18 protein-coding genes are annotated in these 25090 nt (G+C 39.7%); 11 read left to right on the top strand and 7 right to left on the bottom strand.

The window, feature by feature from the left end; translation table 11 throughout:
- Positions 1-80: 80 nt before the first annotated feature.
- A complete protein-coding gene (locus tag KDU71_RS03500; protein WP_212188513.1) occupies positions 81-1298 on the bottom strand; it encodes a 6-phosphofructokinase in 1218 nt (405 codons plus the stop codon).
- A 321-nt stretch (positions 1299-1619) separates the two neighbouring features.
- Here KDU71_RS03500 and KDU71_RS03495 point away from each other — a divergent pair, with 321 nt between their 5' ends.
- Together KDU71_RS03495 and KDU71_RS03490 are read left to right on the top strand one after the other, a co-directional pair.
- Positions 1620-3266: a diphosphate--fructose-6-phosphate 1-phosphotransferase gene (locus tag KDU71_RS03495; RefSeq protein WP_244828161.1), complete on the top strand. Its 1647-nt coding sequence runs from the start codon at positions 1620-1622 to the stop codon at positions 3264-3266.
- A 101-nt stretch (positions 3267-3367) separates the two neighbouring features.
- Positions 3368-3766 (top strand): RrF2 family transcriptional regulator, encoded by a 399-nt coding sequence (locus KDU71_RS03490; RefSeq protein ID WP_212188512.1) that lies wholly within the window; start codon positions 3368-3370, stop codon positions 3764-3766.
- Between the two features lies 1 nt (position 3767).
- Here the strand turns inward: KDU71_RS03490 and KDU71_RS03485 are convergent, their stop codons facing one another.
- From KDU71_RS03485 to KDU71_RS03475, 3 genes are read right to left on the bottom strand one after another with little or no spacing between them, the layout of a single operon-like run.
- The gene (locus tag KDU71_RS03485; RefSeq protein WP_212188511.1) at positions 3768-5105 is read right to left on the bottom strand and encodes a zinc-dependent peptidase; all 1338 of its coding nucleotides are present in this window, start codon (positions 5103-5105) and stop codon (positions 3768-3770) included.
- The gene (locus tag KDU71_RS03480; protein ID WP_212188510.1) at positions 5098-5793 is read right to left on the bottom strand and encodes a 16S rRNA (uracil(1498)-N(3))-methyltransferase; all 696 of its coding nucleotides are present in this window, start codon (positions 5791-5793) and stop codon (positions 5098-5100) included. The genes KDU71_RS03485 and KDU71_RS03480 overlap by 8 nt, the downstream gene beginning before the upstream one ends.
- A gap of 45 nt (positions 5794-5838) precedes the next feature.
- Positions 5839-8100, bottom strand: coding sequence for a sensor histidine kinase (locus KDU71_RS03475; protein WP_212188509.1), 2262 nt, complete (start codon positions 8098-8100; stop codon positions 5839-5841).
- A 192-nt stretch (positions 8101-8292) separates the two neighbouring features.
- Between KDU71_RS03475 and KDU71_RS03470 the strand changes: the two genes are divergently transcribed.
- The 3 genes from KDU71_RS03470 (at position 8293) to KDU71_RS03460 (ending at position 14437) form a co-directional block, all read left to right on the top strand.
- Entirely contained in the window at positions 8293-8976 is a 684-nt protein-coding gene (locus tag KDU71_RS03470; protein ID WP_212188508.1) for a TapB family protein, read from the top strand.
- A gap of 110 nt (positions 8977-9086) precedes the next feature.
- Positions 9087-9926 carry a 50S ribosomal protein L11 methyltransferase gene (gene prmA / locus KDU71_RS03465; protein ID WP_212188507.1) on the top strand — a complete coding sequence of 280 codons (840 nt, stop codon included), beginning with the start codon at positions 9087-9089 and terminating at the stop codon, positions 9924-9926.
- Between the two features lie 41 nt (positions 9927-9967).
- Complete coding sequence (locus tag KDU71_RS03460) at positions 9968-14437, top strand: hypothetical protein (RefSeq protein WP_212188506.1); 4470 nt, start codon at positions 9968-9970, stop codon at positions 14435-14437.
- A gap of 77 nt (positions 14438-14514) precedes the next feature.
- Here the strand turns inward: KDU71_RS03460 and KDU71_RS03455 are convergent, their stop codons facing one another.
- The 3 genes from KDU71_RS03455 to KDU71_RS03445 form a co-directional block, all read right to left on the bottom strand.
- A complete protein-coding gene (locus KDU71_RS03455; RefSeq protein ID WP_212188505.1) occupies positions 14515-14844 on the bottom strand; it encodes a TraR/DksA C4-type zinc finger protein in 330 nt (109 codons plus the stop codon).
- 1 nt (position 14845) lies between these two features.
- The gene (locus tag KDU71_RS03450) at positions 14846-15418 is read right to left on the bottom strand and encodes a class I SAM-dependent methyltransferase (protein ID WP_212188504.1); all 573 of its coding nucleotides are present in this window, start codon (positions 15416-15418) and stop codon (positions 14846-14848) included.
- Positions 15419-15527: 109 nt separating this feature from the next.
- Positions 15528-16379, bottom strand: coding sequence for an FKBP-type peptidyl-prolyl cis-trans isomerase (locus KDU71_RS03445; RefSeq protein WP_212188503.1), 852 nt, complete (start codon positions 16377-16379; stop codon positions 15528-15530).
- A 444-nt stretch (positions 16380-16823) separates the two neighbouring features.
- On the opposite strand from KDU71_RS03445, the gene KDU71_RS03440 reads away from it, so the two are divergent.
- From KDU71_RS03440 to KDU71_RS03415, 6 genes are all read left to right on the top strand, one after another.
- Positions 16824-17714, top strand: a complete 891-nt coding sequence (locus tag KDU71_RS03440; protein WP_212188502.1) for an AraC family transcriptional regulator — start codon at positions 16824-16826, stop codon at positions 17712-17714.
- 2 nt (positions 17715-17716) lie between these two features.
- On the top strand, positions 17717-19153 hold the full coding sequence (locus KDU71_RS03435) for a sulfatase family protein (protein ID WP_212188501.1): 1437 nt from the start codon (positions 17717-17719) through the stop codon (positions 19151-19153).
- A gap of 184 nt (positions 19154-19337) precedes the next feature.
- Entirely contained in the window at positions 19338-21884 is a 2547-nt protein-coding gene (locus KDU71_RS03430) for a beta-mannosidase (protein WP_212188500.1), read from the top strand.
- Positions 21885-22076: 192 nt separating this feature from the next.
- On the top strand, positions 22077-22790 hold the full coding sequence (locus KDU71_RS03425; protein ID WP_212188499.1) for a Crp/Fnr family transcriptional regulator: 714 nt from the start codon (positions 22077-22079) through the stop codon (positions 22788-22790).
- 331 nt (positions 22791-23121) lie between these two features.
- Entirely contained in the window at positions 23122-24186 is a 1065-nt protein-coding gene (locus KDU71_RS03420) for a saccharopine dehydrogenase family protein (protein ID WP_212188498.1), read from the top strand.
- Positions 24187-24188: 2 nt separating this feature from the next.
- Entirely contained in the window at positions 24189-25088 is a 900-nt protein-coding gene (locus KDU71_RS03415) for a DUF1338 domain-containing protein (protein WP_212188497.1), read from the top strand.
- Positions 25089-25090 lie beyond the last annotated feature (2 nt).

Genomic DNA, 25090 nt, shown 5'->3' with positions numbered 1-25090 from the left:
AAATATAGCAAATATTGTTGTCCAAAAAGGTTATTGAAAGTTAAAGCCTGGAGTTATGTTTAACTCCAAGGCCTTTTTGTTTATTCGCGCGTTAATATCAACATGGGGTCGCCAATGATATTGGAATAATTGGGGCGGTATCGATTGGTGTCATAGAATTTACTGACATTCACCTTCTTGGTACTTTGACCATGCTCGTCTTTTTTGACTGCCTCAATTGATATATGATTATATTTTCCATCATTGATGCAAACCATCTGACCAGATAAGCCTTGTATAATTAAATCCATTGCCAGGTTAGCATAGGCAGTAGGCACAATCGAATCCAGGGCATCTGGCATGCCAGAGCGCACCAGGTAACCTAACTTTTGGTTCACTACATTGATGGTTTTGCCATTGTTAAATTTAGGCGAAAGGCGTTTGAGCTGCTGACCAATATCTTCACCAATACCACCTAATTTTTTGTGACCAAAGGCATCCGTTTCGTGACTGGAATATAGTATGTTGCCGCCTTCGTAACTTGCTCCTTCAGAGACTAATACTACCGAATATTTGCTGGGGTTGTTATTGCGGTCCTCGACCATTAAAGCTGCCAGCTGTTCAATATTAATCTGGTGTTCGGGTATTACACAACGATCGGCTGCACCTCCCATAGTTGGAAGCAGGGCAGAGAAGCCTGCATTTCTGCCAAATACTTCTAATACCAGGAAACGTTCGTGTGAACCGGCACAAGTACGTAAAGCGTGAGTGAGCTCAATCGTTCTGGTAACGCAGGTGCTGAAGCCTATACAGTATTCAGTTCCTGGTACATCGCCATCCATAGTTTTGGGTACGCCAATGGTTTTAACACCTTCGTGATGCAGCCGGACAGCGTAACTTAAGGTATCGTCACCGCCTATTGGTATCAGGTAATCAATACCCAGGTGTTTTAGGTTTTTGACGGCTTCCGAGGTTAAATCATTGTACTCATCTTTATAGCTGCCTTTCAGGTGATCGGGCACTTCATTTATATGTACTTTATCAGCTTTTGTCCGACTTGAATGCAGAAATGTACCACCCGTTCTTCCCAGTCTGTTAACCATATGATCGTCTAACTGGATGCAATAAGCTTGTTCTTCGAGAGGTAAGAGCGGATTAATTGAGATAACTCCTTTCCAGCCATTCTTAATGCCAATTACTTTAAAACCTTCTCTGATTGCCCGTATAGTAATTGCTCTTATCGCCGGATTTAACCCTGGTACATCGCCTCCTCCGGTAAGTATGGCAATGGTTTTTGAAATGTGTTTTTTTAGATTCATGATGCCAAAATCGGTTTTTAGATGATTGTTGTTTTTATACAAGTTATTATCTAAAATTCTGCAAATCAATTTTGAATGGTAAAAAAATGATAAAAACAGTTTGGAACTTTAACAGGAAAGAAAGCTATTGAAATGTAAACTGACAGAAGGCTTTGTTTTAAACTTTAATCAAATTCACTCTAAATAAGTTAAAGATTGTAAATTGTTAATATTGAGCCTTCCTGTTTTGAAAAAATATAAGCAAATTTGCAATTCATTAGAAAAAAGGTGTTATAAAACACATTTTTGTACAGATACCAAATTAAAACAATACACGACAGTATGATGATTAAAAGTCCACTTCAGATTGCACGCGAAAGCTACGTGCCTAAAATGCCATCATCTTTAAAAGGTGGTATTAAGATTGTAGAGGGAAAAGCAACTGAATCAGTAGCTGACCAGGCAGATATTGAAAAGATGTTTCCAAATACTTATGGTATGCCTGTTTTAACATTTGAGCCAGGTGACGCAAAGGAATATGCAGCTCAGAATGTAGGCGTGATTCTTTCTGGTGGTCAGGCGCCAGGTGGACATAACGTGATTTCGGGATTATACGACGGACTAAAAAAGTTGAATCCGGAGAATAAATTATATGGTTTCCTGGGTGGTCCTGGTGGTTTGGTTGATAATCAGTATATTGAGTTGACTGAGGATATAGTAAACCATTACCGTAACACCGGAGGTTTCGATATTATTGGTTCAGGACGTACTAAACTGGAAGAAACAGAGCAATACGAAAAGGCTTTAGTTAATTGCAAAGAGTTAGGTATTACGGCTTTAGTTATTATTGGTGGCGATGACTCAAATACTAATGCATGTGTATTAGCTGAATACTACAAAGAGAAACAAGCAGGTGTGCAGGTGATTGGTGTACCTAAAACGATTGATGGTGACCTAAAAAACGAAATGATTGAAACATCATTTGGATTTGATACTGCCTGTAAGGTATATAGCGAGTTAATTGGTAACATCCAGCGTGATGCCAACTCAGCTAAAAAGTACTGGCACTTTATTAAGCTAATGGGGCGTTCTGCTTCTCATATTGCTTTAGAGTGTGCTTTACAAACTCAGCCAAATATCACCATTATTTCAGAAGAAGTAGAGGCTAAGCAACAAACCTTGGATGATGTAGTAAGTTACATTGCCAATATTGTGGCTAAGCGTGCTGAAAACGGAGATAACTTTGGTACAGTGTTGATTCCTGAGGGATTAGTTGAGTTTATTCCTGCTATGAAGAAGTTAATAGCAGAGTTAAACGACTTCCTGGCACATAACGAAGAGGCTGTTAATGCATTAGAAGGCAACAAAGAAAAACGAGAATTTGTAGCTGAGCGTATTTCTGACGAATCGCGTGAAGTATTCGTATCATTGCCAAACTCAATTGCCAACCAGTTAATGTTGGATCGTGATCCACATGGAAATGTTCAAGTATCACTTATCGAAACAGAAAAAATGTTGATTGACATGGTGAAAGCCAAGTTGAAAAGCATGAAAAAAGCAGGTGAATTCAAAGGCAAATTTAAAGGCCAGCCACACTTCTTTGGTTACGAGGGGCGTTGTGCAGCTCCTTCTAACTTTGATGCTGATTACTGTTACTCACTTGGTAACACAGCTTCAATGCTAATTGGAGAAGGCAAGACCGGTTATATGGCATCAGTACGTAACCTTACTGCTCCTTCATCAGAATGGATGGCAGGCGGTGTACCAGTAACAATGATGATGAACATGGAGAAGCGTCATGGTGAGATGAAGCCGGTAATTCAGAAGGCACTGGTACAGTTAAATGGTGCACCATTCAAGAAACTGGTTGAAAACCGTGAAGAATGGGCATTAAACACCAATTATATGTATCCAGGTCCTATTCAGTATTTTGGTCCTTCTGAGGTATGTGACCTTACCACAAATACTTTAAAATACGAGCAACAATAGAAAGTTTTAATATTATAACCCGTAGCTCTTGTAGTTACGGGTTTTTTTATACTTTTGTTCAAATAAATATTTAAGTATTCAATTTCCTTTTTTTACGGAATATGTCAAAAATAGTAACACTTTCAGAAGCTGCATCCATAGCTCTTCATTCTATGGTGCTAATTGCCAGAAGTGACACAAAACTTAATGTCAATCAGATATCAGAAGCTATTGAGAGCTCAAAACATCATGTTGCAAAAGTGATGCAGCGATTGGCAAAAGAAGATTTTGTGGCATCGAACCGTGGCCCAAGTGGGGGGTTTGTACTCAAGCAGGAGCCAGAAGAAATTTCGTTACTAATGATTTATGAGGCCATTGAGGGGAGAGTGGCCATCCAGTCATGTCCGGGCGATAAACGTACCTGTATTATAGGTTCATGCATGCTTGGCGATCTATCCCGTAATATGACAAAGGAGTTTAAGGAATATATGGAAAGTCACTTTCTGAATGAATATATCTGATTCAGGTGCTTTCTTTTTTAAGCCATTTGTTATTGTGCTTAATACGAATGTTTTGCTGGAGTAGTAACCGCTCCAGCTTTTTTATGCTTTTCGGCGAAAAGTACAGCGAGTGTGAGCTGACTTTTATCTCCTCACCTTCAAAATAGGAGAAATCAACCCGGTAGTAGGTCAGCATATAGGTAAAGTTGATTTTAACCAGGTTTTTAAGATGCACAGACAGTGCAGGTTGTTTTATAAAAATTTTCTTAATAAATAAGTGACTGTCAATTAGTTTAAGACTATTTGCTTTAGAATGATAAATGAGATATATACCCAATAGGTAAGCAAATAATAATGGCATTAGGGTGTAGGCCAAACTGTTTGGGTAAATGCTTTTAATGACGGGAAAAAGGAGGGCTAGCAATAGGGTGAACGTTATAAACGGAACGAACAGATTTATGTTAGGCTTCAAGGTCAAAAGAGGTTTGCAGTGTCGTTTAGCTTCCGTACTAAGTGTATTTTTAAACTGATGAGTGTGCGGCGGTTTATAGCCTCTGAATACATTATTACCCGGATCTTGATTCAGTAATTGACATAACTCAAGGTATAAATCGGGCAAGTGTTTTCTGAACTCAACAGGAGCCTCGAAAAAATGCTCTGCGGCCACCGAAAAAAATTCTCGGGGATTAGTAGTGCCATATTCTCTGAAAAAGTCATTGCCTTTACGGCGCATTTCAATAAGCTGTTCAAAGGCTGATTGCCTGAATTTCTCCATTAAGCGATGGACATTGTAAATACGTCCATGAGACAGGTGAAGTGCCAGGTCCATTGCATGGGCCATTTCATGAAGCCCAAGGTTTACTTTATCATTTTCATCAGCATAGCCTTCCTCAAAATATTTCCAGGATAATACAATTAATCCGGCCTGGTTAACCTCGCCACGGTGGTAGCGGCGGGTTTGGCGATTGTAATAGGCATCATCATGTAGCAGAATGGTTTTAAAGCGACCGAAATCAAATTCTTGCAAACCAAAGGTGAGTTGAGTTGCTGAAGCAGATATTAGCGTTTTCTGGTGTAAGTTAACTATTGGCTGGCTGGATGAGATCCAGTTACATCGCTTCATAAACTTATAGGTGCGAAACACAAAATCTGGCTTTAATTCTGATGGTAATTGCCTGTAATAGGAAAAATTATTTTCAAGTATTTGCTGAATCTTTTTCCACCGGGGAGACTGCTGTGCTACTTTAAGAGTTATGGTGTGCGATTTTTTGAACTTGAAATACTCGTAGGCCACTATGCCCAGGGCAATTCCCATTCCCGATACAAAGATGAGAATGACATATATATGTTCGCTAGTCATTTAACAGGTGGATTGTGTGACATGCTACTACACCTGCTGTTTCGGTTCTGAGTCGACTGGAACCCAATGAAACAGGCTGAAAATTGGCATTAACTGCCATCTCAACTTCTTGTTCGCTAAAATCACCTTCGGGGCCAATGCATAATATGCAGTTGCTTTGTGCCTGATAAGCCAGTTTCAAAGGGCGCTTGTTTGATTCATAGCAGTGCGCAATATAAGCTTTGCTGTCTTTAAGCTGTTTGATGAATACATCAAAAGGTGTTAGTTCATTTATTTTAGGAAGATAGGCCTTCAAAGATTGTTTCATAGCCGCAATTACAACTCTTTCAATGCGGTCGGTTCTAATCTTTTTACGTTCCGAATGCTGGCAGAGCAATGGTGTTATTTCGTCAACCCCCAGTTCCATGGCCTTTTCAATCATCCACTCAAATCTATCAATGCTTTTAGTGGGCGCTACCGCCAGATGAATCTTATATGGTCTTGGAGGAAAATTCTCGGTATTTATTAACTCCAGTTCGCAGCGTTTGGGATGTGGGTTAATTATCTGGCAAGAATAGTATTGACCTTTGCCATTAGCTACAGTTACTTTGTCACCTGCTTTATGGCGTAATACATTGATACAATGTTTGCTTTCTACTTCGTTTAAAATACCATTCCCATCAAACTTGGGATCAAAAAATAACTCCATACTTAATTGTTTGTTGTAAAGATATAAAGCTTTGCATAAAACCTGTTACCCTTCAACCATGTGTTGCTTTAGTATGACGGGCAGAACAATGGTAAACTCAGCACCATGAGGTGGATTTGAGTAGAGGTCAATTTGTCCGTTCATCAATTCAACCAGGCTCTTTGTAATTGAAAGTCCCAAACCTGTTCCTCCGTGCTTCTTATTGGTTGATTCATCTACCTGACGGAAGCGATCAAAAATAAGATGTCTGTCTTTCTCTGAGATGCCGGGGCCTGTATCTGCCACGGAGATTTTTAGGTGCTTGTCTTCATCGATACAATATGTGATGACTATTTGACCTTTATCGGTAAATTTAACGGCATTTGATAAGAGGTTTAATAGTATTTGATAAACTCTCAGTGGATCAGTATAGATGAAAGATTGGTCATCGGGAATATTTGAGACTATCTTAATCTCAATATGCTTTTTAAAATTTTTGCAAAGGCTCAATGCTACTTCATAGGCTTCATTAACCAGTTCCTTAATATTGATTAACTCGTTACTAATTTTAAGCTCACCTGATTCAATCTTGCTAATGTCAATGATGTCGTTGATGAGGGTTAACAGATTTTCGCCACCACGTTTAATCATCTGCAGATAATCTGTTTGCTCTTTACTGCTCAGCTGACCATATAGTAACAAGTCGGTAAAACCCAGGATGGCATTCATGGGCGTGCGTATTTCGTGCGACATATTGGCCAGGAAAGATGATTTTAATCGGTCACTTTCTTCAGCTTTCTCTTTTGCTTTTTGCAGTTCGTTTTCAAAGGCTTTTTGATCACTAATATTTAGGATAACTCCAGTAATACGGTTGGGTTCCTCATCAATCAACTCTGTAATCTTACCATGGATTGAAAACCACGAATAGCTTTTGTCTTTGTTACACATTCTTACTTCGCACTGGAAAGCCTCGGCCTTACCAACTTTGTGCAGGTTAAAGGCCTCTCGCATTTGTTCGACGTCTTGCGAAAACACATGTAAATGCCAATTATCAAGGTTAATGGTGAGTTCATCAGCTGATTGGTAGCCTAGCATTCTAGCAAACTGCTCATTTATGTATATATAGTTTTTACTTATCTCAACATCCCACAACCCTTCACTGGCTCCGTTGATGGCCAATTCGAGCCGTTTTTCGCTCTCGATAAAGCTTATTTCAATGCGTTTACGTTTGATGATATCGCCTACAAGCAGAAGGATTATGAAAATAAAAACACTAAGAATGCTTAATACAACAATTAGTTCTTTTTTGTACGCGCGAACAAAACTGATTTCTTCATTTATTAACTGAAAATCAACATTAACATTTTCCTTATTCAGTTGATACTTGTTTAGCTGATGTTCATCGAAGATGGTATAATCAGGCGGAAAGTTATGCAAGGATACCGACTCATGCTTAAGTATTTGTTGCATCAGCTCAGCCGAAAGTTTTCCCTGATCATGGGCCTTTAGTAGCTGACCACCAACAATCATATCGGGCATAAGAAAATCCCAGTTGCTATACAAAGGAATGTTCACATCTTTAAAAAAGTACCTGCTTTCATGTATCATCTCGTTAGGAATACCATCACGTTGTGTATATAGGCTCAGTAGATAAACTGCCCTGTTAGCTGCAGGTAACTGATGAAGTGCTTGTTTAAGTTGCTGCGGTTCTGTGTTGTTAATTATCTGATAGGAAAAGTTTCGAGTTTCGGCATTAAACGCATCAATAAATTGACTCAAAAATATATTTCCCGATAATGTTTTGTCAGATATTACAATTAACTCTTCAAGGTTTGGTTGCAATTGCTCAATCAGCTCAATGGAGCCTTTTATATTTATTATTTCATGTACAATTACATGCTTGCTGCTGTCAACCAGGTTAAGCTGTTCATTAATATTATTCACCCCACAAAATACTGCTGGAATATCTCCCCAAATTTCTTTTCCATGTTGGGTGAAAAAATCAAAAGCCCTGTTATCTGAACAGATGATGCCATCAATTTTGTGACCTTTATATTTTATGAAATATTGTTGGTAAAGCGCCTCAAAATATTCATCGGTATTGAAACGTTTACTATCCATAAACTCATAAAAAATCCGCACAGATTCTTCACTTTCAAAGTGCTCAGATATAGCCCTGTTTATATCGGCCGTCCATTTAAAACCAATATGATACGAATTAAGAACCAGAATCTCTTTCAGCTCTTCCGCATGAGCCGTCAGGTTTAATAACTGGCCAATAAGAATCAGTAGTATAGCTGCTAGCGATTTGGTTTGGTTAATTAGCATTAGTTATATCCTAGTATGATTGACAGATAAAGATACTCAAAGAAATGAAATATACATATGTCGTTTGACTTAAAGAAGGCTATAATACCATGATGCGATATAACGGCCTTAAACATGGGAATTTGATGTTTTAACTCTTGAGAAATATGTTATAACTTAGTTAGCTGATAATCAAATTTAATCCTTAAAACCATGAAGTATATTATTGGAATTTTATTGCTGTGTCAGGTGTCAAACCTGACAGCGCAGGAATGTAGAGCTTACATACCCTATGAAGAGGGTACACGCTCAGAATTAACTCATTACGACAAAAAGGGAAAAGTAACAGGCCTGGTGAAGCAGGAGTTGAAAGCCGTTGAGCATAATGGTAATGCCTCAAGTTTTACGGTTCATCAGGTGTTTGAAACCCCTGGCTCTAAAGATGAACCAATGGAAAGTGAGGTTACTTTCAAATGTGTTGATGGCGTATTTTACATTGACATGAACGGTTATCTGAACCAGGAACAGATGGATGCCTACAAGGATATGGAAGTAAAATTAACCATGGATGAAATCGATATTCCGTCTTCCTATAAAGTAGGCCAAACGCTTAAAGATGGTAATATCAGGATGGAGGTCACAGGAACGCCCATCCCTATGAATATGACAGTTAGTGTGGTTAACCGAAAGGTTGAAGCCGAAGAGGAAGTTAAAACACCAGCTGGTACATTTAATTGTGTCAAAATATCACAGGATATTGTCACGAAAGCCATCATGAATATGACTGTCAGCTCTGTTGAGTGGTATGCCGAAGGAGTAGGTGTAGTAAGAACAGAAAGTCATCGAAAAGGCAAGTTGATGGGCTATAGTGAGTTAACTAAATTTGAAAAGCCATAGTAAAAATTAAATATGTATGAATAAAGTCGGATGAGTCAAAATGTGCTCATCCGATTCTTTTTTCAGCAGGTATATTTACTTTTTAGATACTTTTGCAAAAAAAAAGTAAGATGGAATATACAAAGGTTTCGGTGCTGGTAATGCCACCCAATGAGGTGGTCAATGAATTGCTTATTGCTCAATTGGGAGAGATGGGATTTGATAGTTTTGAAGAGAATGACAAGGGATTTGATGCTTTTATTCCCAGTAAAGACTTTGCCAATGCCAATCTCGAAGAACTTTATTGCCCGATTGAAGGGATTAAATGGAGCTATTCAAGTGAGGTAATTGCCGACCAGAACTGGAATAAGGTTTGGGAAGAAAATTTCTTTCAACCAATCACTATAGGAGAAGATTGCATAATTCGCAGTTCATTTCATCAAGTGGAACATCACTGTCAATATGATATTATTATTGATCCGCGAATGGCCTTTGGCACCGGACATCATGAAACAACCAGTTTGATGGTACAGCATATTCTGGAAGCAGACGTGAAAGGGCTTGACGTGCTGGATATGGGTTGTGGAACCGCCATATTGGGCATGTTGTGTGCCATGAAAGGAGCTACCGACGTTATTGGTATTGACATTGACGAGTGGGCTTATAATAATGCACTCGATAATCTACAGCTTAATCATATCTCCAATATGCAAATTCAGCTTGGCGGAGCCGAATTGTTGGGCGATAAACAATTCGATCTGATATTGGCCAATATTAATCGAAATATATTGTTGAACGATATGGCCAGTTATGCCAATGTGTTAAGAACCAACGGTAAAATTTTCTTTAGTGGATTCTATACCGAAGACTTAGCTGTCATTGATGCTGAAGCTGTTCGTCATGGGTTAACGATGATATCTCAAAAAACAGATAACAATTGGACCGCAGTTGCGTATATAAAGGCCGAGTAACGAATTTTGCGTCATAAACGCAAGTGAAGAACCTGAATTATATGATTAAACGACTACTAGCCGTATTAATTTTTGTAAGTGTTGGAGCACAACTCATAAAAGGACAAGGGAGATTTAGCGGACAGGCTGAACTGTTTGTTAATGAGATGGAGGAAGTTTTTAAGGGGGCAACAGATAAAAAAGCTGCAAAAGAGTTTATCGAGGCCTTTGAAATATTCTGGATGGGACAGGAGGATGAGCTTAAAGGGCTGATGATTGAGACCTGTAACCTGATGGCGAAGAAAAAGGCCCGGCCATATCCCGATTATAATACCTATCTGAGTACAATAATGGCTTTTAAAACCAGTGAGCATCCGGCAGAAAGCTTCAAAAACTGGCACCAAGCGGTTAGTGATTTGTTAAATCAGCCCAGGTATGCACTAAGGCATCTCAAATCGTTTTTGGTAATTAGTAAAAACCTGGTTGAAAACAATGCGGTATACACCACTCCGGCTTTAACCTGGTATGCACGCTCTGGTGAGTTTAACTACGAGTATACTAATGAAGAGCTTAGTTTGCATGTGGGCACAACTGATTTGGTGTGTGTGTCAAAAAGGGATAGTATCGTTATATTCAATACTTCAGGTATTCTTTATCCACTTGAAAAGAAATGGTTGGGTCGAAAGGGGCGGGTGACCTGGGAGCGATGCGGTTTTGACGCCAATATTGTTTACGCTACATTTGATGGTTACCAGGTGGAGATGGATAAACCTTCTTTTGAGATTGATAGTGTGGAGTTCTATAATCGTCATTATTTTGACTATCCCTTGCATGGTTCATTGGAGCACAAGGTGATGCAAATAACCTCACCCGGAACAACCATCTATCCTAAATTTGTAACCACTGAGCAACGTTTTCGCATTGATAAAATTCATCCTAACATTGATTATGAAGGAGGTTTTGCGCAAAATGGTGCAAAATTTTTAGGGGCTGGTACACATGAAAATCCTGCCACCATTACTATTTCGCGTAACGATACGACTTTTATTACCGCCAAATCGCTCTACTTTGCATTGCGAAAAGACCAGGTGTTGAGTAACGATACCGAGGTATCTATTGTAATGGACAGGGGTTTTATTTATCATCCCGGGCTGATATTTAAGTATATGGCCGATCTGGAAGAGATACACCTTATACGTAATGGCGAAGGTTTGGCACTGAGTCCTTACTTTGATACTTTCCATAATATTAGCATGGATGTAGAGTTGATCAGGTGGAAAATTGGAGCGCAGTTCATGGATTTGCGTATGCTTACTGGTGCGGCTCAAAATCAGGCTTTTTTTGAATCATTAAGTTATTTCAGGGAAGATTTTTATAACCAGTTACAGGGAATGGATGCCATCCATCCTTTGCAGGGACTTAGAAACTGTAGCAATTATTTTCATGGTCAGGTATTTACAGCTGCAGAATATGCTAAGTTTATGGGTTTCCCTGAGAGTCCTGTAAGGCAACAGCTCATCCAATTGTCGTTTTATGGATTTATAGGTTATAATGTTAATACCGATGAAATAACAATTCGTCAACGGTTGAATGATTACATAGACTTTAGATTAGGCAAAAAGGATTATGATGTGATTCGTTTTACCTCGCTTACAGATAGTGAAATAACCAATGCACGTCTTGACCTGCTTAACTTTGACTTAAACCTTAATGGCGTTGAAACCATATCCATTTGCGACCATCAGAATGTTGTGTTCTTTCCTCGTAATCAGTCCATCATATTAAAAGAAAACCGGAACTTTGTGTTTAATGGCACTATCAATGCGGGTATGCTAACACTATCGGGCGATGGATTTAAATTTCTATACGATGATTTTAGGATAGATATGAGCAACATCGATTCGCTCAAAATGAAGGTTGAATCAGGTGACAAGGATTATTTCGGCTTGCCAGTACTAAAAGATGTGGGTAATACCATTTCGCAACTATCCGGTTACCTGCAGATTGATGAGCCAGATAATAAGTCGGGTATTAAAAGTAATCCGCATTATCCGATTATTAATAGTCAGATTGAGTCTTACGTTTATTTCGATAGCCCAGCGGTACAGGGAGGAGCATATCATAAAGATGAGTTTTTCTTTACGCTCGATCCGTTTGAAATGGATAGTATCAATACGCTGAAACGGACGAACTTTAACTTCAGTGGTGAGTTTGAGTCAAATATCTTTCCCACATTCAGGGAAAACCTGACGATACGACCCGATTATTCTCTTGGTTTCAGGCGTGAAACACCACCAGAAGGTTATCCTGTTTATGGCGGTAAATCTACATTTACCAATACCATTGACCTAAGTAATAAGGGACTCAAAGGTAATGGTGTATTAAATTATCTGACAAGTATCTCGCATTCCGAAGACTTTACGTTTTTACCAGATATGGTGAAAGGGCAGGTGCATGAGTTTACTGTGGGCAAACAACTGGAAAATCCACCATTCCCCGATGTCAGTTCTCAATACATATATGTGGAGTATATGCCCCATCAGGACCAGTTTTATGCAACAAGTCAGGAGCAGAACTTCACTATGTATAACCAGGAAGCGCAGCTGCAGGGGAAAATCAAAATTACCCCTTATGGTATGACAGGAGGAGGTACCTTCTACATGCGCAGTGCCAATGTAAAGTCTAAGGATATTGATTTTGGCGACCATGCGATTTTGGCCGATTCATCAGACTTTAACCTCTCTGGTGCCGAAGTGGAAGGTGTTAGTTTTGCCACTACCAACCTGATTTCAAGCATTGATTTTGAAACGCGGCAGGGTACATTCCAGTCTCGTTCTGGAGGAAGCCGTGTTGATTTTACCGAAAACCGCTATGTGTCATTTATCAGCGAATTCTCGTGGGACATGGATAAAAATGATATTTACATGGGAGCACGTGGTTCGAAGGGTAACCGCTTTGTATCGACACATCGTCGACAGGATTCGCTGGCATTTTATGTGCCTATGGCCATGTACGATGTCGAAACCAAAACTATTTATGCTGAAGAAGTGAAAAACATAGAGGTGGGAGATGCCAACCTGATGCTCAACGATGGTATGGTAACCATTCGTGAGGATGCAGTACTGGACCCGCTGGATAGTGTGCGTATTATTATTGATAAGGACTCACTGGTGAAGCATACCCTTTACGATGCCAAAGTAAATATTACCGGTAGGTATGAATACAAAGGTTATGGGAAATACGACTATTTTAATGGTGATGGTAAAATACTAACGCTCAATATGCACAACATTGAGTATGGTAAAGAAGAAATGACCATTGCAGAAACGAAAATTGTTCCTCAGGATTTATTTACCTTCGACTCGCACTTTGCTTATCAGGGTGATGCCAGGCTGAACGCCAAAGAACAGTTGTTGACTTTCAGTGGAGGAGCCCAGATGTTGCACCGTTGCTCGCGAGGACCGCAAACTTATGTGCGCTTTGAAGGACCAATAGACCCTAAAGAAGTACGTATACCGATTGGTGAAGAACTGCAGAATTTTAAATATGAGAATATTTACAAGGACTTCTTTATAACAAAGGATAGCACGCATATTTACTCATCATTTGCTGAGGACCGAAAAGACTATAGTGATGTGCCAATGATTAATGCATCGGGATTTCTGGTGTATAACAGCAAGGAGCAATCCTTTGATATAGCTTCGGCCAGTAAGTTGGCCAACCCGGATACAACAGGTACATTGATGCGCTTTTCTGAGGCCGCCTGCAACATACAAGGTCATGGGGCTATTGAAATGGGGATAGATTTGGATCAGGTAAAAACGAAAGCCAGTGGTACAATTGTAAACGAGAGAGATAAGAATGATATTACCCTTTCAACGATGTTGGGGATTGACTTTTTCTTCAGTGCTGAAGCACAGGATGTTCTATACAGCAGTATTCTGTCATCATCGGCCAAGGCATCAAAGTTAAGCAAGGAAACGTTTGTTAGTCGTTTGGCTGAATGGTGTGGGCGACAGCAGGCCATTAAAGCTGAAAATGACCGCAATGCAACAGGACAGGGGCAAGGCTTACCAGCCGAACTTCATCAATTGCTGTTATTTAGTAATATTGATTTTGAGTGGGATACACAAAAACGTGCTTTTGTGGCCAATGGGAAAGCTGACTTGGCCTATATAAAGGACTTTGTTGTCAATCGCGAAGTGAAGGTATTGGCAGAGATAACCCGCAAGCGTAGCGGTAATTCACTGGAAATGTATATTGAGTTTGATGCCAATACCTGGGTGTATTTTGTCTATAAGAACAGCATGATGCAGACCTTATCTTCCAATTCAAATTTCAACAGCATTGTACAGGAACTTAAAGCGGAAGATCGTAAGCAGAAGGTGGGATTAGGCGAAAGGGGCTATACCTTTATTATGGCGCCTGAGAGCAAGAAGAAGAAATTTGTTGCAGGATTCAAGTCATCAGAACCAGCTGCTAATGAGGAAGCCGCTGAGGAAAGTAATGGAGAAGAAAATAATGAGCTATAATGCGGCTTTGAGCTATAGCTAAGTCATATAGCAAACCAATGAAAAAGGTGCTTATTTGTAATGGATAGGCACCTTTTTTATTGGGCACATTTCATGCATTTACGACTTTCGGGCATTAAAACCAGCCGTCCGGGTTGGATGGGGCCTTTACATTGAAGACATATCCCAAAGTCGGCCTCATGAATACCTTCAAGGGCCATGTGAAGATTCTTGAGTTTAGCTTCCGACTGTCGTAAAGCGGCTTCATTAACACTTTTATTGTTGATAGCATCCATGCGGCTAATACGTCCTATGGCATCATCGGGAGCAATGGCCTGAGTAAGTTCTTTTAATGACTTTATTTTTCGCTCAAGCGAAGCTATTTGCTTGTGGATTAACTGTTCTATCTCCGTTCTGTTAATGTCCATATTAAGTTGATTTTTGAGCCACTACAATAATTGAATCATCGGGTTTTAACTCCTGATAACTGGCAATATGGATAATATTAAACTGTTCGCCAAACAACTGCTGAAGCTCATCCTGCTCGTAATATTGAAACAGAAGCCCCTGGAATTCATCTTTACCTGAACCCCGCCAGAATGTATGCAAAACCAATCCCTTACTATTAAGTATTTCTGCCTGTCTTGCAAGCGATTGCTTAAAATCACTGGTTGTAAGATGATGCATCACCTTATTGGAGTAGATGCAGTCAAAGTGCAATTTTGTTTTGATGGTCACCGCATCCAGCACCATCACTTTTATCTCGGGGTGCTGACGCTTATAAAGTTCGGCAAATACAAAGGAGTAATCAGAACCAATTACATTGTATTTTTGCCGGATGTTATCAAGGTCTTTGCCAGGGCCCATGCCCAGTTCCAGTATTTTTCCTGATGTTGGAATATGCTTTTGAAACTGTTCATAAAACCATGTGCCGTCGTATTCAGACGTCATTTCAAGGTATTGCCTGACGTTCTCTTCTTTTTCAAAAAAAGTATCGCTCATAATGACTTATTTGCCTGCAAAATACAAAAATGCCCCGATTCAGTATGAACCAGGGCTCAGATATTAACTAGATAGACATAAATATCATTGCCTTGAAGGGCAATTCGCTTTATTGAAAGTTGACCAGTTCAATCTCAAATACAAGTATGCTGTTGGCCGGTATAGTTATTTTGCCATCTTTATCATACTTGGGTGAGCTACCATAGCATAATTGCGAAGGGCAATAAAAAATAGCCTTACCACCTTTTTTTAGTTTTGGGATACCTACACGCCAGGCTTCAATAAGGTTGCTAAGTGGTGTTCTGCTCAAGGTACCAGTCTCAAACTCTTCACCATCCATAAACATACCTTTATATGATGCATCAATTATTGAATTGTCAGTAGCATTGCTCCCTTCACCTGGTTCAATAATCTGGTAGTAAAGACCAGACTCATCACGCTCGGCTTCAATGTTATTCTCTTCTAGGAAAGCAGCTAAAATATCTTCATCAATCTCAGTTTGATCTCTGTCTATTTTTACATCAAATATAACCACAGAGTTGGCTGGTACACCATTAGCGCCAGAATTGCCATAAGCTAAGCCTGAAGGAATGAACAGTTGTATTTCGCCTTCGCGGTTAATATACGGAAAGCCAATTTGGAAGCCAATCAACAATCTTGATAAATACTGGGTGACATTTTCACCTTCCGTATCGGCAAACACCTTACCATTGGTTAAATACCCCTTGTATGAGAATGTAACTTTCTCATCTTTTGATATATCGCTACCAATAGGGGCTCCGCTTCCTTTATCAATAATTTTATAATATAAACCTGAAGCGTGGCGCTGGGCCTCAATGTTGTTTTCAGCCAGGTAATTGACAATAATCTCTTCATCAATGGCTGTGTAATCAACGTAATCATCTTTCAAACAGCTTGCCAGCAATGGCAGCAATAGCATAAATAGTACGACCTTTCTCATTATCATTCTCACTATTATTCAATAAGTATTAATTAAACTTCAAATATTTGAGCTGTATTCGTGTTAATATCCATATCCTTTTCATTCCAATACTATTTAGTGCCGGTCTGAGAAAGAAAATTCAGCATGTATTATTAACTATTAAACCACTGTCCCCACCGCAGTTTGTTTGTTAGATACGTTTTTTGTGCAATGGTTGCTTTTATCTTCAAAAATTTTTTCGCTTGCACAAATGATTTGAGAAAGGTGATTGCAAAAATAGTCTTTACAATTAAAAGTCAAAGGAATGGCGGTTATAGTTGCATCCTTCAATTATACGATGTCTCATTTAGCAAGGCGTATGTTGGATAAAATATTCAGCGAATTGTAAAATATTAGCAATAGTTAATATGATATTAGCAATAAAATAGAAATGATGTTATTTTGGGATAATATTGTACCATTATGAAAGCCCAGAAAGAATATCTGTCAGCAAATATGCTTCATTCATTCAGAGTAAAGCATACTATTTTGCCATACATGGATAGTCCATGGCACTATCATCCCGACTATGAATTAATATATATAGTGAATGGTACAGGTAAGCGTTTTGTTGGGGATAGTGTGGAAAATTTTACTCATGGTGATTTAGTGCTTTTAGGCCCCAACCTGCCACATGTCTGGAAAAATGATGACAACTACCACGCAACAGATTCGGCCATCAATGCCGAGGTTATTGTTATACAATTTAAGAACGATGCATTTGGCGAGACCTTCTTTTCGCTACCCGAGTTCAAAGAGATTAGCAAGATGCTTGACTTTAGCTCTCGTGGATTAAAAATTACCGGGCGCACCCGCACTAAAGTTATAAAAGAGATGTGGGCTATTATTGATTGTACGGGTGTTAATCGTATAATTGGACTGCTTAATATTCTTAATCATATAACCGACCTAAATGATCTAACACCTATATGCTCATCCTCTTTTAAGCGTATAAGATATGAGCAGAGTTCAGAAAAGCTGAATAAGGTACTTGAGCATATTGTCAATAATTTTCAGAAACCCATTCAGCTTGATGACGTGGCAAACCTCGCCAGCATGAGTAAGACCGCATTCTGCCGTTTTTTTAAACTTAAAACTACCAAAACATTTAATCAGTACTTAACCGACGTGAGAATTGGTTATGCTTGTGAACTGTTAATGGATTCGGATTTGTCGGTAGCACAAATAAGTGCATTATGCGGATTTAATAACCAGTCATTTTTTAACAGGCAGTTTAAGCTGTTGAAAGGTGCTACTCCAAGTGAATATCAGCAGCGGTATAAGCATATGAATGAAAAGATTCAAAAAGTATAAAGATGAATAAACTTCAATTGCTATTAGTTTTTTTTAGTACACTAATAATGACAGTTGGCTGCCAAAAGGAAACAATTAAACCCAATATTCTTTGGATCTACGTGGAAGATCTTAGTCCGGAGTTCGGTTGCTATGGTAACAACATTGTAAATACCCCAAATGTTGATGAATTGGCAATAAACGGGGTTAAGTATACTAATGTGCACATGCCGGCTGCCGTCTGTTCTGCTGTCAGGTCGGGCATCATCACGGGCACAATGCCAACTACATTAGGGTTGCATAATCATCACAGCAGTCGCGATTTGGCATCAGCTATCTTTTTGCCGGATACCATTAAAACGATACCTGAACTGTTTAAGGATGCCGGTTATTTCACTTACAATTGGGGGAAAGATGATTATAACTTCTGGTACGACAGACGTAACCTGTATGAAGGTGATTTTCGCTCCATTGGCATGTATGGCATGTCGGGCAATAAAATCGATTGGAATGCCCGTGAAGAGGGGCAGCCATTTTTCGGCCAGATTCAATTGTATGGCAATAAACATGTGTATAACCGAAAGTTTAAGGAAAAAAGAATAAGAGCGATTGACCCTGATATGATGGAAGTACCTCCTTACTACCCTGATTCTGCTTTTATTCGTCAGGACTTAGCCAATCATCTTGAATGCATTGAGCTGACAGATAGAGAGGTGGGCGAAATTGTGGAAGCACTTCGTCAAGATGGCTTACTCGAAAATACCTATATCTTTTTCATCTCAGACCATGGTATGCGTTTATGGCGGCATAAGCAGTTTTTGTATGATTCTGGTACAAATGTGCCATTCATAATAGCCTATTATGGGGAAGATGGGAAATTGCAAAAGGGAACAGTCAATAATGATTTAATAAGTGGTCTTGATATCGGAACCACAACACTTGGACTGGCCAATATTGAGATACCATCATATACGGAAGGTATCGATTTTTTGGCAGCCGACTATCAGCCGCGTGAATTCATTATTTCAGTTCGCGATCGTTGTGATTTTACCATCGATCGAATCCGTTCGGTGCGCACAAAAGAGTTTCGTTACATTCGCAATTTTTATCCGGATCGACCATATATGCAGCCAAATTACCGAGATGAATGGGACATAAGCAAACGCATGCATCAATTGGCGAGCGAAGATAAGTTAGGTGAAAATCCAGCTAAATTCTGGGGTAATGAGCGTCCATCTGAAGAACTTTACGATGTGGAGAAGGACCCGGATATGATCAATAATCTGGCTTATAGCGAGGAGTATCTGGGAGAGCTAAACCGGATGCGTACAACCCTTGATAAGTGGATAGACGCAACTGACGACAAAGGGCAATACCCCGAAAGCGTTGACGGGTTAAGGTTTATGTACAACCGCTGGAAGGAGCAGTGCGTAAATCCTGAATACGATCAGTTTAAGTGATGATTCCCTACTCTCATCATTCATAATAAACCGATAGTTTGTCAGCATGCAACCAAGGGCAGTGTTACAATATTATCGGCTTTTAATACGATGTTAGTAAGAATTTTTTAATCCTGAACTGGAAAACTAGTATTGCAGCATTATAACCGAAATGCTTGCTATAAGCATTGCTAAATCGTTAAAAATGAAAGTTTCAGTTTATGTTGTAATTGCTTTATTTGGCCTGTTTATCTTTAATCGATGTCAGAAACCGTTAAAGGATAAAACACCCGAAATTTTTTCGTTGAATGAAAGTAACTGGGTTTTTGCAGAGAAAGACAGTACGCAATTCTTACCCGCTAAAGTACCAGGCTCTGTTCATATGGATTTATTTGATAATGATTTGATTCCGGAGCCTTATTACCGCAATAACGAGAAGGAACTGCAATGGATAGGCGAGCGCGACTGGATTTACAAAACAAACTTTGATGTAGATAAGGAGTTCCTGAACAACCAATCGATAGTGTTGTGTTTTGATGGCCTGGATACCCATGCGGATGTTTATCTGAATGGCCAGCCAATTATTGCTGCTAATAACTACTTTCGTGCGTGGGCCGCTGACATCAGGCAACATGTGAAGCTCACAGATAACCTGCTGGAAGTCTGCTTCCGGAATGCAGTGGATGCTAATACCATACTGCGACAAGCGGATACCATTCCACTGTTTGATGACTATGTTTACTCCCGAAAACCGGCCTTTCATTTTGGCTGGGATTGGGGCCCTGTTTACATTACTGCCGGTATCTGGCGACCCGTTTATATAAAAGCCTGGAGTGGAGCTCAGATCACCGATCAGTTTATTGTTCAGAATGATGTAAGTACTGATTTGGCCCGTTTGCAGGCCGAAGTCGAAATTGAGTCATTGATTGAAGCGGATGTTGAACTGATTGTTAGCTGTGACGAAGCCAATGTAAACAAACAACAGACAGTATCGCTCAAAAAAGGCTTGAACAGGATTATTTGTACGTTTGATATAGACCAGCCAAAGCTTTGGTGGTCCAATGGACTTGGCGAGCCACATCTTTACACCATCGAAACCCGCTTAATTAGAGAGGACGAATTAATGGATAGGGAATCGAGCCGGATTGGGGTGCGTCAATTAAAACTGGTTCAAAATCCTGACGAAAAGGGCTCTTCCTTTCACTTTGAGTTAAATGGGGTACCGGTTTTTGCAAAGGGAGCCAACTACATACCTCAGGAGAGTTTCCAGAGCAAAGTAGACTCGGCCGATTACCGGCGGGTAATTCAGCATGCCCTTGATGCCAACATGAACATGTTACGTGTATGGGGTGGTGGCTTTTATGAGGAAGATTATTTTTACGATTTATGTGATGAAAAGGGCTTATTAGTGTGGCAGGACTTTATGTTTGCCTGCAGCATGTATCCTGGCGAAACTGATTACCTTGAGAATGTGCGCCAGGAGGCGGTAGAGAATGTTAAGCGCTTGCGCAACCACCCATCTGTTGCCCTCTGGTGTGGCAATAATGAGAACTACATTGGCTGGCAGGATTGGCGCTGGTCGCGTCATTTCACAAAAGCAGATTCAGCAACGGTATGGCACGATTACGAAAAGCTATTTAATGAGTTATTGCCTGAGGTGGTCAATGCCTATGATCCTTCAAAAGCCTATTGGCCTTCTTCGCCAAAGTATGGTTGGGGCTATCCGGTGAATAGCGATGGAGATGTGCACCTGTGGGCTGTATGGCATGCTCAGGATCCTTTCGAAGTGTTTCTGGAGGAGGAAAATATCGGCCGCTTTATGAGCGAATATGGCTTTCAGTCGTTACCTGAGATGAAAACCATTGATGCTTTTACCTTGCCGGCAGACCGTTCGATTGATTCGGAGGTGATGAAAGCACACCAAAAGCATCGAGTGGGTTATCCGGTTATTGATAAATACATCAAACGCGATTACAATTGGCCTAAGGATTTTGAATCGTATGTGTATGTTAGCCAGGTATTACAAGCCAAAGGAATTAAAATGGCCATTGAAGCTCATCGCAGAGCCATGCCGTTCTGCATGGGGACATTGTATTGGCAGTTAAACGACTGCTGGCCCGTGGCTTCATGGTCGTCAGTTGATTATTACAACCGTTGGAAAGCCTTGCATTATAAGGTGAGAGATGCTTATGCCAATGAGCTGGTATCGGCTGTAATTAAAAACGATACAGTTGAAGTTTACCTGGTGTCTGATTTGACCAAAGATATGGATAGAAGGCTGCAGTTAAAACTCTCCGACCTTGAAGGGCAGGTAATTTGGGAAGAAAATGTTGATGTGAAACTGTTGGCCAATACAAGTGTGAATGTATTGAAAAAACCAATCAAAGATATTATTAAGAGCCATGACCCGACTGAACTGGTGCTTGATGTTACATTGATGGACGGAAGCCATGTTACTTCTCGTAATCCTTTGTATTTTGTCTCGCCCAAAGACCTGAAGTTATCAGTGCCCGAAATCGTATCCAAGATTAGTATCTTATCACCCGATGAATTACAGATAGAACTTGAATCACCTACCCTTGTAAAGGATATAATGCTGGAGTTTGATGAATTGGATGGACAGTTTAGCGACAACTATTTCGATATGTTACCCGGAGAGAAATATGCGGTTCGGTTTAGATTACATACAGGACAGGTTGATAAGGCAAGTACCTTAAAGCTTAAGCATAAATCATTAATTGATACTTATTAATTGAGTAGAATAGGAGTAGCCGGTTTCACCACACCGGCTATTCCTAATTGTTAAATTAGCTAGGATGCAAAGTTTACTCAATTACTTATTGCATATTTGTAATTCGAACTGTTTTTAGGGCGAAATTAACCATAGGACCGAAGGCTCAACAAGTAATAATATGCTGGCTTTCAGTTTCTGAATTCTTAAAGTATGAGAACGAAACACAGCACGAATGAATCATTGGCATTGCTAAATAGTTTTAGTTTATTTGATTGTCTGTCAGGTGACGAAAAGCTATATCTGGCGGATAATATTGTTCACAAAGAGTTGGATAGTAAAACAGCACTGTATCATGAAGGTTGTGCGTTACAGCATCTCATGCTGATTATCGAAGGCATCGTTAAACAGGTTAAACGTGGTGCAAAAGGTAAGGAACTGGTGATTCGGTATGCTCGCTCAGGTGAGATACTTGGTTTTCGCTCTGTGATGACCAATGAGTTGGCTTGCACAACCAGTGAAGCTGCCGGCCCCGTTAAAGCAGGGTTTATCAAAAAAGGCTGCCTGCTGAAACTGGTACGTACCAATACAAATTTCGCTTATAAGTTGTTACAAATGGCTTGTATGGAACTGGAAGAGACTCAGCGCTTTATTTTGAATGTTTCTCAAAAGCAAATTCGGGAACGGGTGGCAGCAACTTTATTGCATTTAGCGGATATTTTCCAGTTGGATGAAGATAACACCTTAAAAGCCACCATTTCGCGCAAGGAAATTGCCAGTGCAGTTGGTACGGTGCCTGAATCCGTAATTCGCATGTTATCTGAATTTAAAGAGGATAAACTGATTGAGCTCAATGGCCGGCAAATACGCTATATAGATATCCCCAAACTCAAGCGGATGAGCTATTCATCATTCTATTCTGTTTAAAATGGCATTCTCCCATAGTGAGGCGCTCGATGGATGACCAATATTAATTTGTTTTTACCTCATGCCCTAAAAACCGGATGATTATTGTATTAATATTACTTTATAAAGCCATTAACCATGCTAAACATGGCTAATGGCTTTTCTTCTTTCTAATCATCTCGTTTGATAGTGCAGCTACTTATTTTGTAACAATTCGTCACAGAATTAGCTTTTATAGTAACACTATTTTAGGACCTTGTAATTGTTGTAATTATTAGTATTTCAACTCTTTGTGTAGTTGATTTTCTTTTATATATTTAATCAAGAGTTAACCATCCTAAAATATTTTATAATGATTAAAAACATTGCTGTTGTTGGCCTGGGGAAAGTAGGATCGCTTGTGGCCATTCTATTAAACAAATCCTTTAATGTACATGGATTCGATTCACAACCCATAGCTAATTCATATTCATTCCAAAGCTCAATGATCGATATTACGGAGCGCGAAGCTGCCTTTCAGAAACTTAAAGAGTTTGATGCGGTGGTATCGTGTTTGCCGTATAAGTATAATATCATCATTGCTCAAATGGCTCATCAGGCAGGTATTCATTATTTTGACTTAACAGAGGATGTCAAGACATCCGATGAAATTATGAAACTTTCGGCAACTTCTAAGGGAATTATGGCACCGCAGTGTGGATTAGCACCTGGCTACATCGGCATAGTTGGATATGACCTGGTGAAGCGTTTTGATAAACTCAGAGATGTGGAGCTAAGAGTAGGCGCCTTGCCAAGATATCCGAACGGTTTATTGGGCTATTCATTTAACTGGTCACCAGCCGGTGTTATTAACGAATACATTGAGGATGCGGAAGTTATCACCAATGGAAAAAGAAAGTACGTTTCATCATTAATGGGATTAGAAACCATAAATATTGAAGGGCGAGAATATGAAGCCTTTTATACAAGTGGAGGGCTGGGTACTTTATGCAAAACACTTGATGGTAAGGTAGATACATTGAATTACAAAACCATTCGTTATCCGGGGCATGCACGGTTGATGCGTTTTCTGATTACTGAACTCATTCTGAAAGATAAAAAGGAGGTGCTGGAGGATATTTTGACTATTGCTAAACCACCGGTTAAGGAAGATGTAGTGTATGTTTATGCGGCAGTGGAAGGCTGGCAGGGTGATAAGCTATTTAGAGAAGAATTTTTCCATACTTATTTACCTCAGGAGATTGATGGACAGGAATACAGGGCAATTTCCTGGACAACAGCGTCCAGTGTTTGTAGTGTTGTTGAGCTGGTTCATCAGGGAGTAACGCCTTCTAAAGGCTATTTAAAGCAAGAAGATATTAACCTAGATGACTTTCTATCTACTTCATACGGAAAGTATTATAAAAAACAGATATAGCCATGGATACACTTTATCAAATATTAGATGGGCTCATGACCCGGTATCAGCAACGCGTATCGGATGTAGGCAAAATAATGCATGCGTTGAAAGATAAAGGTATTATTAGCCAATTGTCTGATATAGAAAATGATCATATTGCCTTTCGAACCATTGGAGTACCGCAATTAGGCATTCAGTCGCTGGAAAAGATATTTTTATACCATGGTTACGTGGCCAGGGAAGATTTCTATTTTGAGCATAAGAAGATAAACGCACGCTGGTATGCACCTCCGGAGAATAGTCTTCCAAGAATATTTATCAGTGAGTTACGCGTTAATGATTTCCCTGATTCTATTCAAAAAGTCATCACCTCGTTTACAGATGAGGTAAAAACAGATCCTGTCGAATATTTAGATTTGAATAATGCTATGCAGGTTGATGAATTTTTGCACTCTCCACTATGGCGAACTCCCTCCTGGGAAGAATTTCAGATGCTGGCTGAAGTGAGTGAATATGCCTCGTGGACCATTTACAACAAATATTACCTGAATCATTTTACTATTAGTGTTCACAACCTGCCACATCCATACAATACCTTGGAGGTGTTTAATGAATTCCTGATGTCAATAGGTATCACTTTAAATAATGCTGGAGGATTGATAAAAACCAGTAAGGATGGCTTACTGAAACAGAGTTCGTCGGTTTCAAAGATGATGGCTGCCACTTTTGCAAATGAGGATATCCATCAGATAGCGGGTAGTTACGTGGAGTTTGCCGAACGAAAAGTGTTGCCTGAGTTTGCACATATACCAGAAAATGAAATTGAAAGAAAGCATAGAAGAGATGGCTTCGAAACAGCCAATGCAGATAAAATATTTGAAAGTACTTATTCAAGCCAGACAGGTAAGCCAAAAAGCTAATT

Origin of the sequence: Carboxylicivirga sediminis (assembly GCF_018156225.1) — a bacterium.
Classification (GTDB): Bacteria; Bacteroidota; Bacteroidia; order Bacteroidales; family Marinilabiliaceae; genus Carboxylicivirga; species Carboxylicivirga sediminis.
The sequence above is the reverse complement of the archived record's forward strand: the minus strand, read 5'-3'. Positions and strand labels throughout refer to the sequence as shown.

Coding starts and splice junctions, on each gene's coding strand:
- KDU71_RS03500 (WP_212188513.1), bottom strand. CDS start 1,298: ATGAATCTAAAAAAACACATTTCAAAAACCATTGCCATACTTACCGGA.
- KDU71_RS03495 (WP_244828161.1), top strand. CDS start 1,620: ATGATGATTAAAAGTCCACTTCAGATTGCACGCGAAAGCTACGTGCCT.
- KDU71_RS03490 (WP_212188512.1), top strand. CDS start 3,368: ATGTCAAAAATAGTAACACTTTCAGAAGCTGCATCCATAGCTCTTCAT.
- KDU71_RS03485 (WP_212188511.1), bottom strand. CDS start 5,105: ATGACTAGCGAACATATATATGTCATTCTCATCTTTGTATCGGGAATG.
- KDU71_RS03480 (WP_212188510.1), bottom strand. CDS start 5,793: ATGGAGTTATTTTTTGATCCCAAGTTTGATGGGAATGGTATTTTAAAC.
- KDU71_RS03475 (WP_212188509.1), bottom strand. CDS start 8,100: ATGCTAATTAACCAAACCAAATCGCTAGCAGCTATACTACTGATTCTT.
- KDU71_RS03470 (WP_212188508.1), top strand. CDS start 8,293: ATGAAGTATATTATTGGAATTTTATTGCTGTGTCAGGTGTCAAACCTG.
- prmA (WP_212188507.1), top strand. CDS start 9,087: ATGGAATATACAAAGGTTTCGGTGCTGGTAATGCCACCCAATGAGGTG.
- KDU71_RS03460 (WP_212188506.1), top strand. CDS start 9,968: ATGATTAAACGACTACTAGCCGTATTAATTTTTGTAAGTGTTGGAGCA.
- KDU71_RS03455 (WP_212188505.1), bottom strand. CDS start 14,844: ATGGACATTAACAGAACGGAGATAGAACAGTTAATCCACAAGCAAATA.
- KDU71_RS03450 (WP_212188504.1), bottom strand. CDS start 15,418: ATGAGCGATACTTTTTTTGAAAAAGAAGAGAACGTCAGGCAATACCTT.
- KDU71_RS03445 (WP_212188503.1), bottom strand. CDS start 16,379: ATGAGAAAGGTCGTACTATTTATGCTATTGCTGCCATTGCTGGCAAGC.
- KDU71_RS03440 (WP_212188502.1), top strand. CDS start 16,824: ATGAAAGCCCAGAAAGAATATCTGTCAGCAAATATGCTTCATTCATTC.
- KDU71_RS03435 (WP_212188501.1), top strand. CDS start 17,717: ATGAATAAACTTCAATTGCTATTAGTTTTTTTTAGTACACTAATAATG.
- KDU71_RS03430 (WP_212188500.1), top strand. CDS start 19,338: ATGAAAGTTTCAGTTTATGTTGTAATTGCTTTATTTGGCCTGTTTATC.
- KDU71_RS03425 (WP_212188499.1), top strand. CDS start 22,077: ATGAGAACGAAACACAGCACGAATGAATCATTGGCATTGCTAAATAGT.
- KDU71_RS03420 (WP_212188498.1), top strand. CDS start 23,122: ATGATTAAAAACATTGCTGTTGTTGGCCTGGGGAAAGTAGGATCGCTT.
- KDU71_RS03415 (WP_212188497.1), top strand. CDS start 24,189: ATGGATACACTTTATCAAATATTAGATGGGCTCATGACCCGGTATCAG.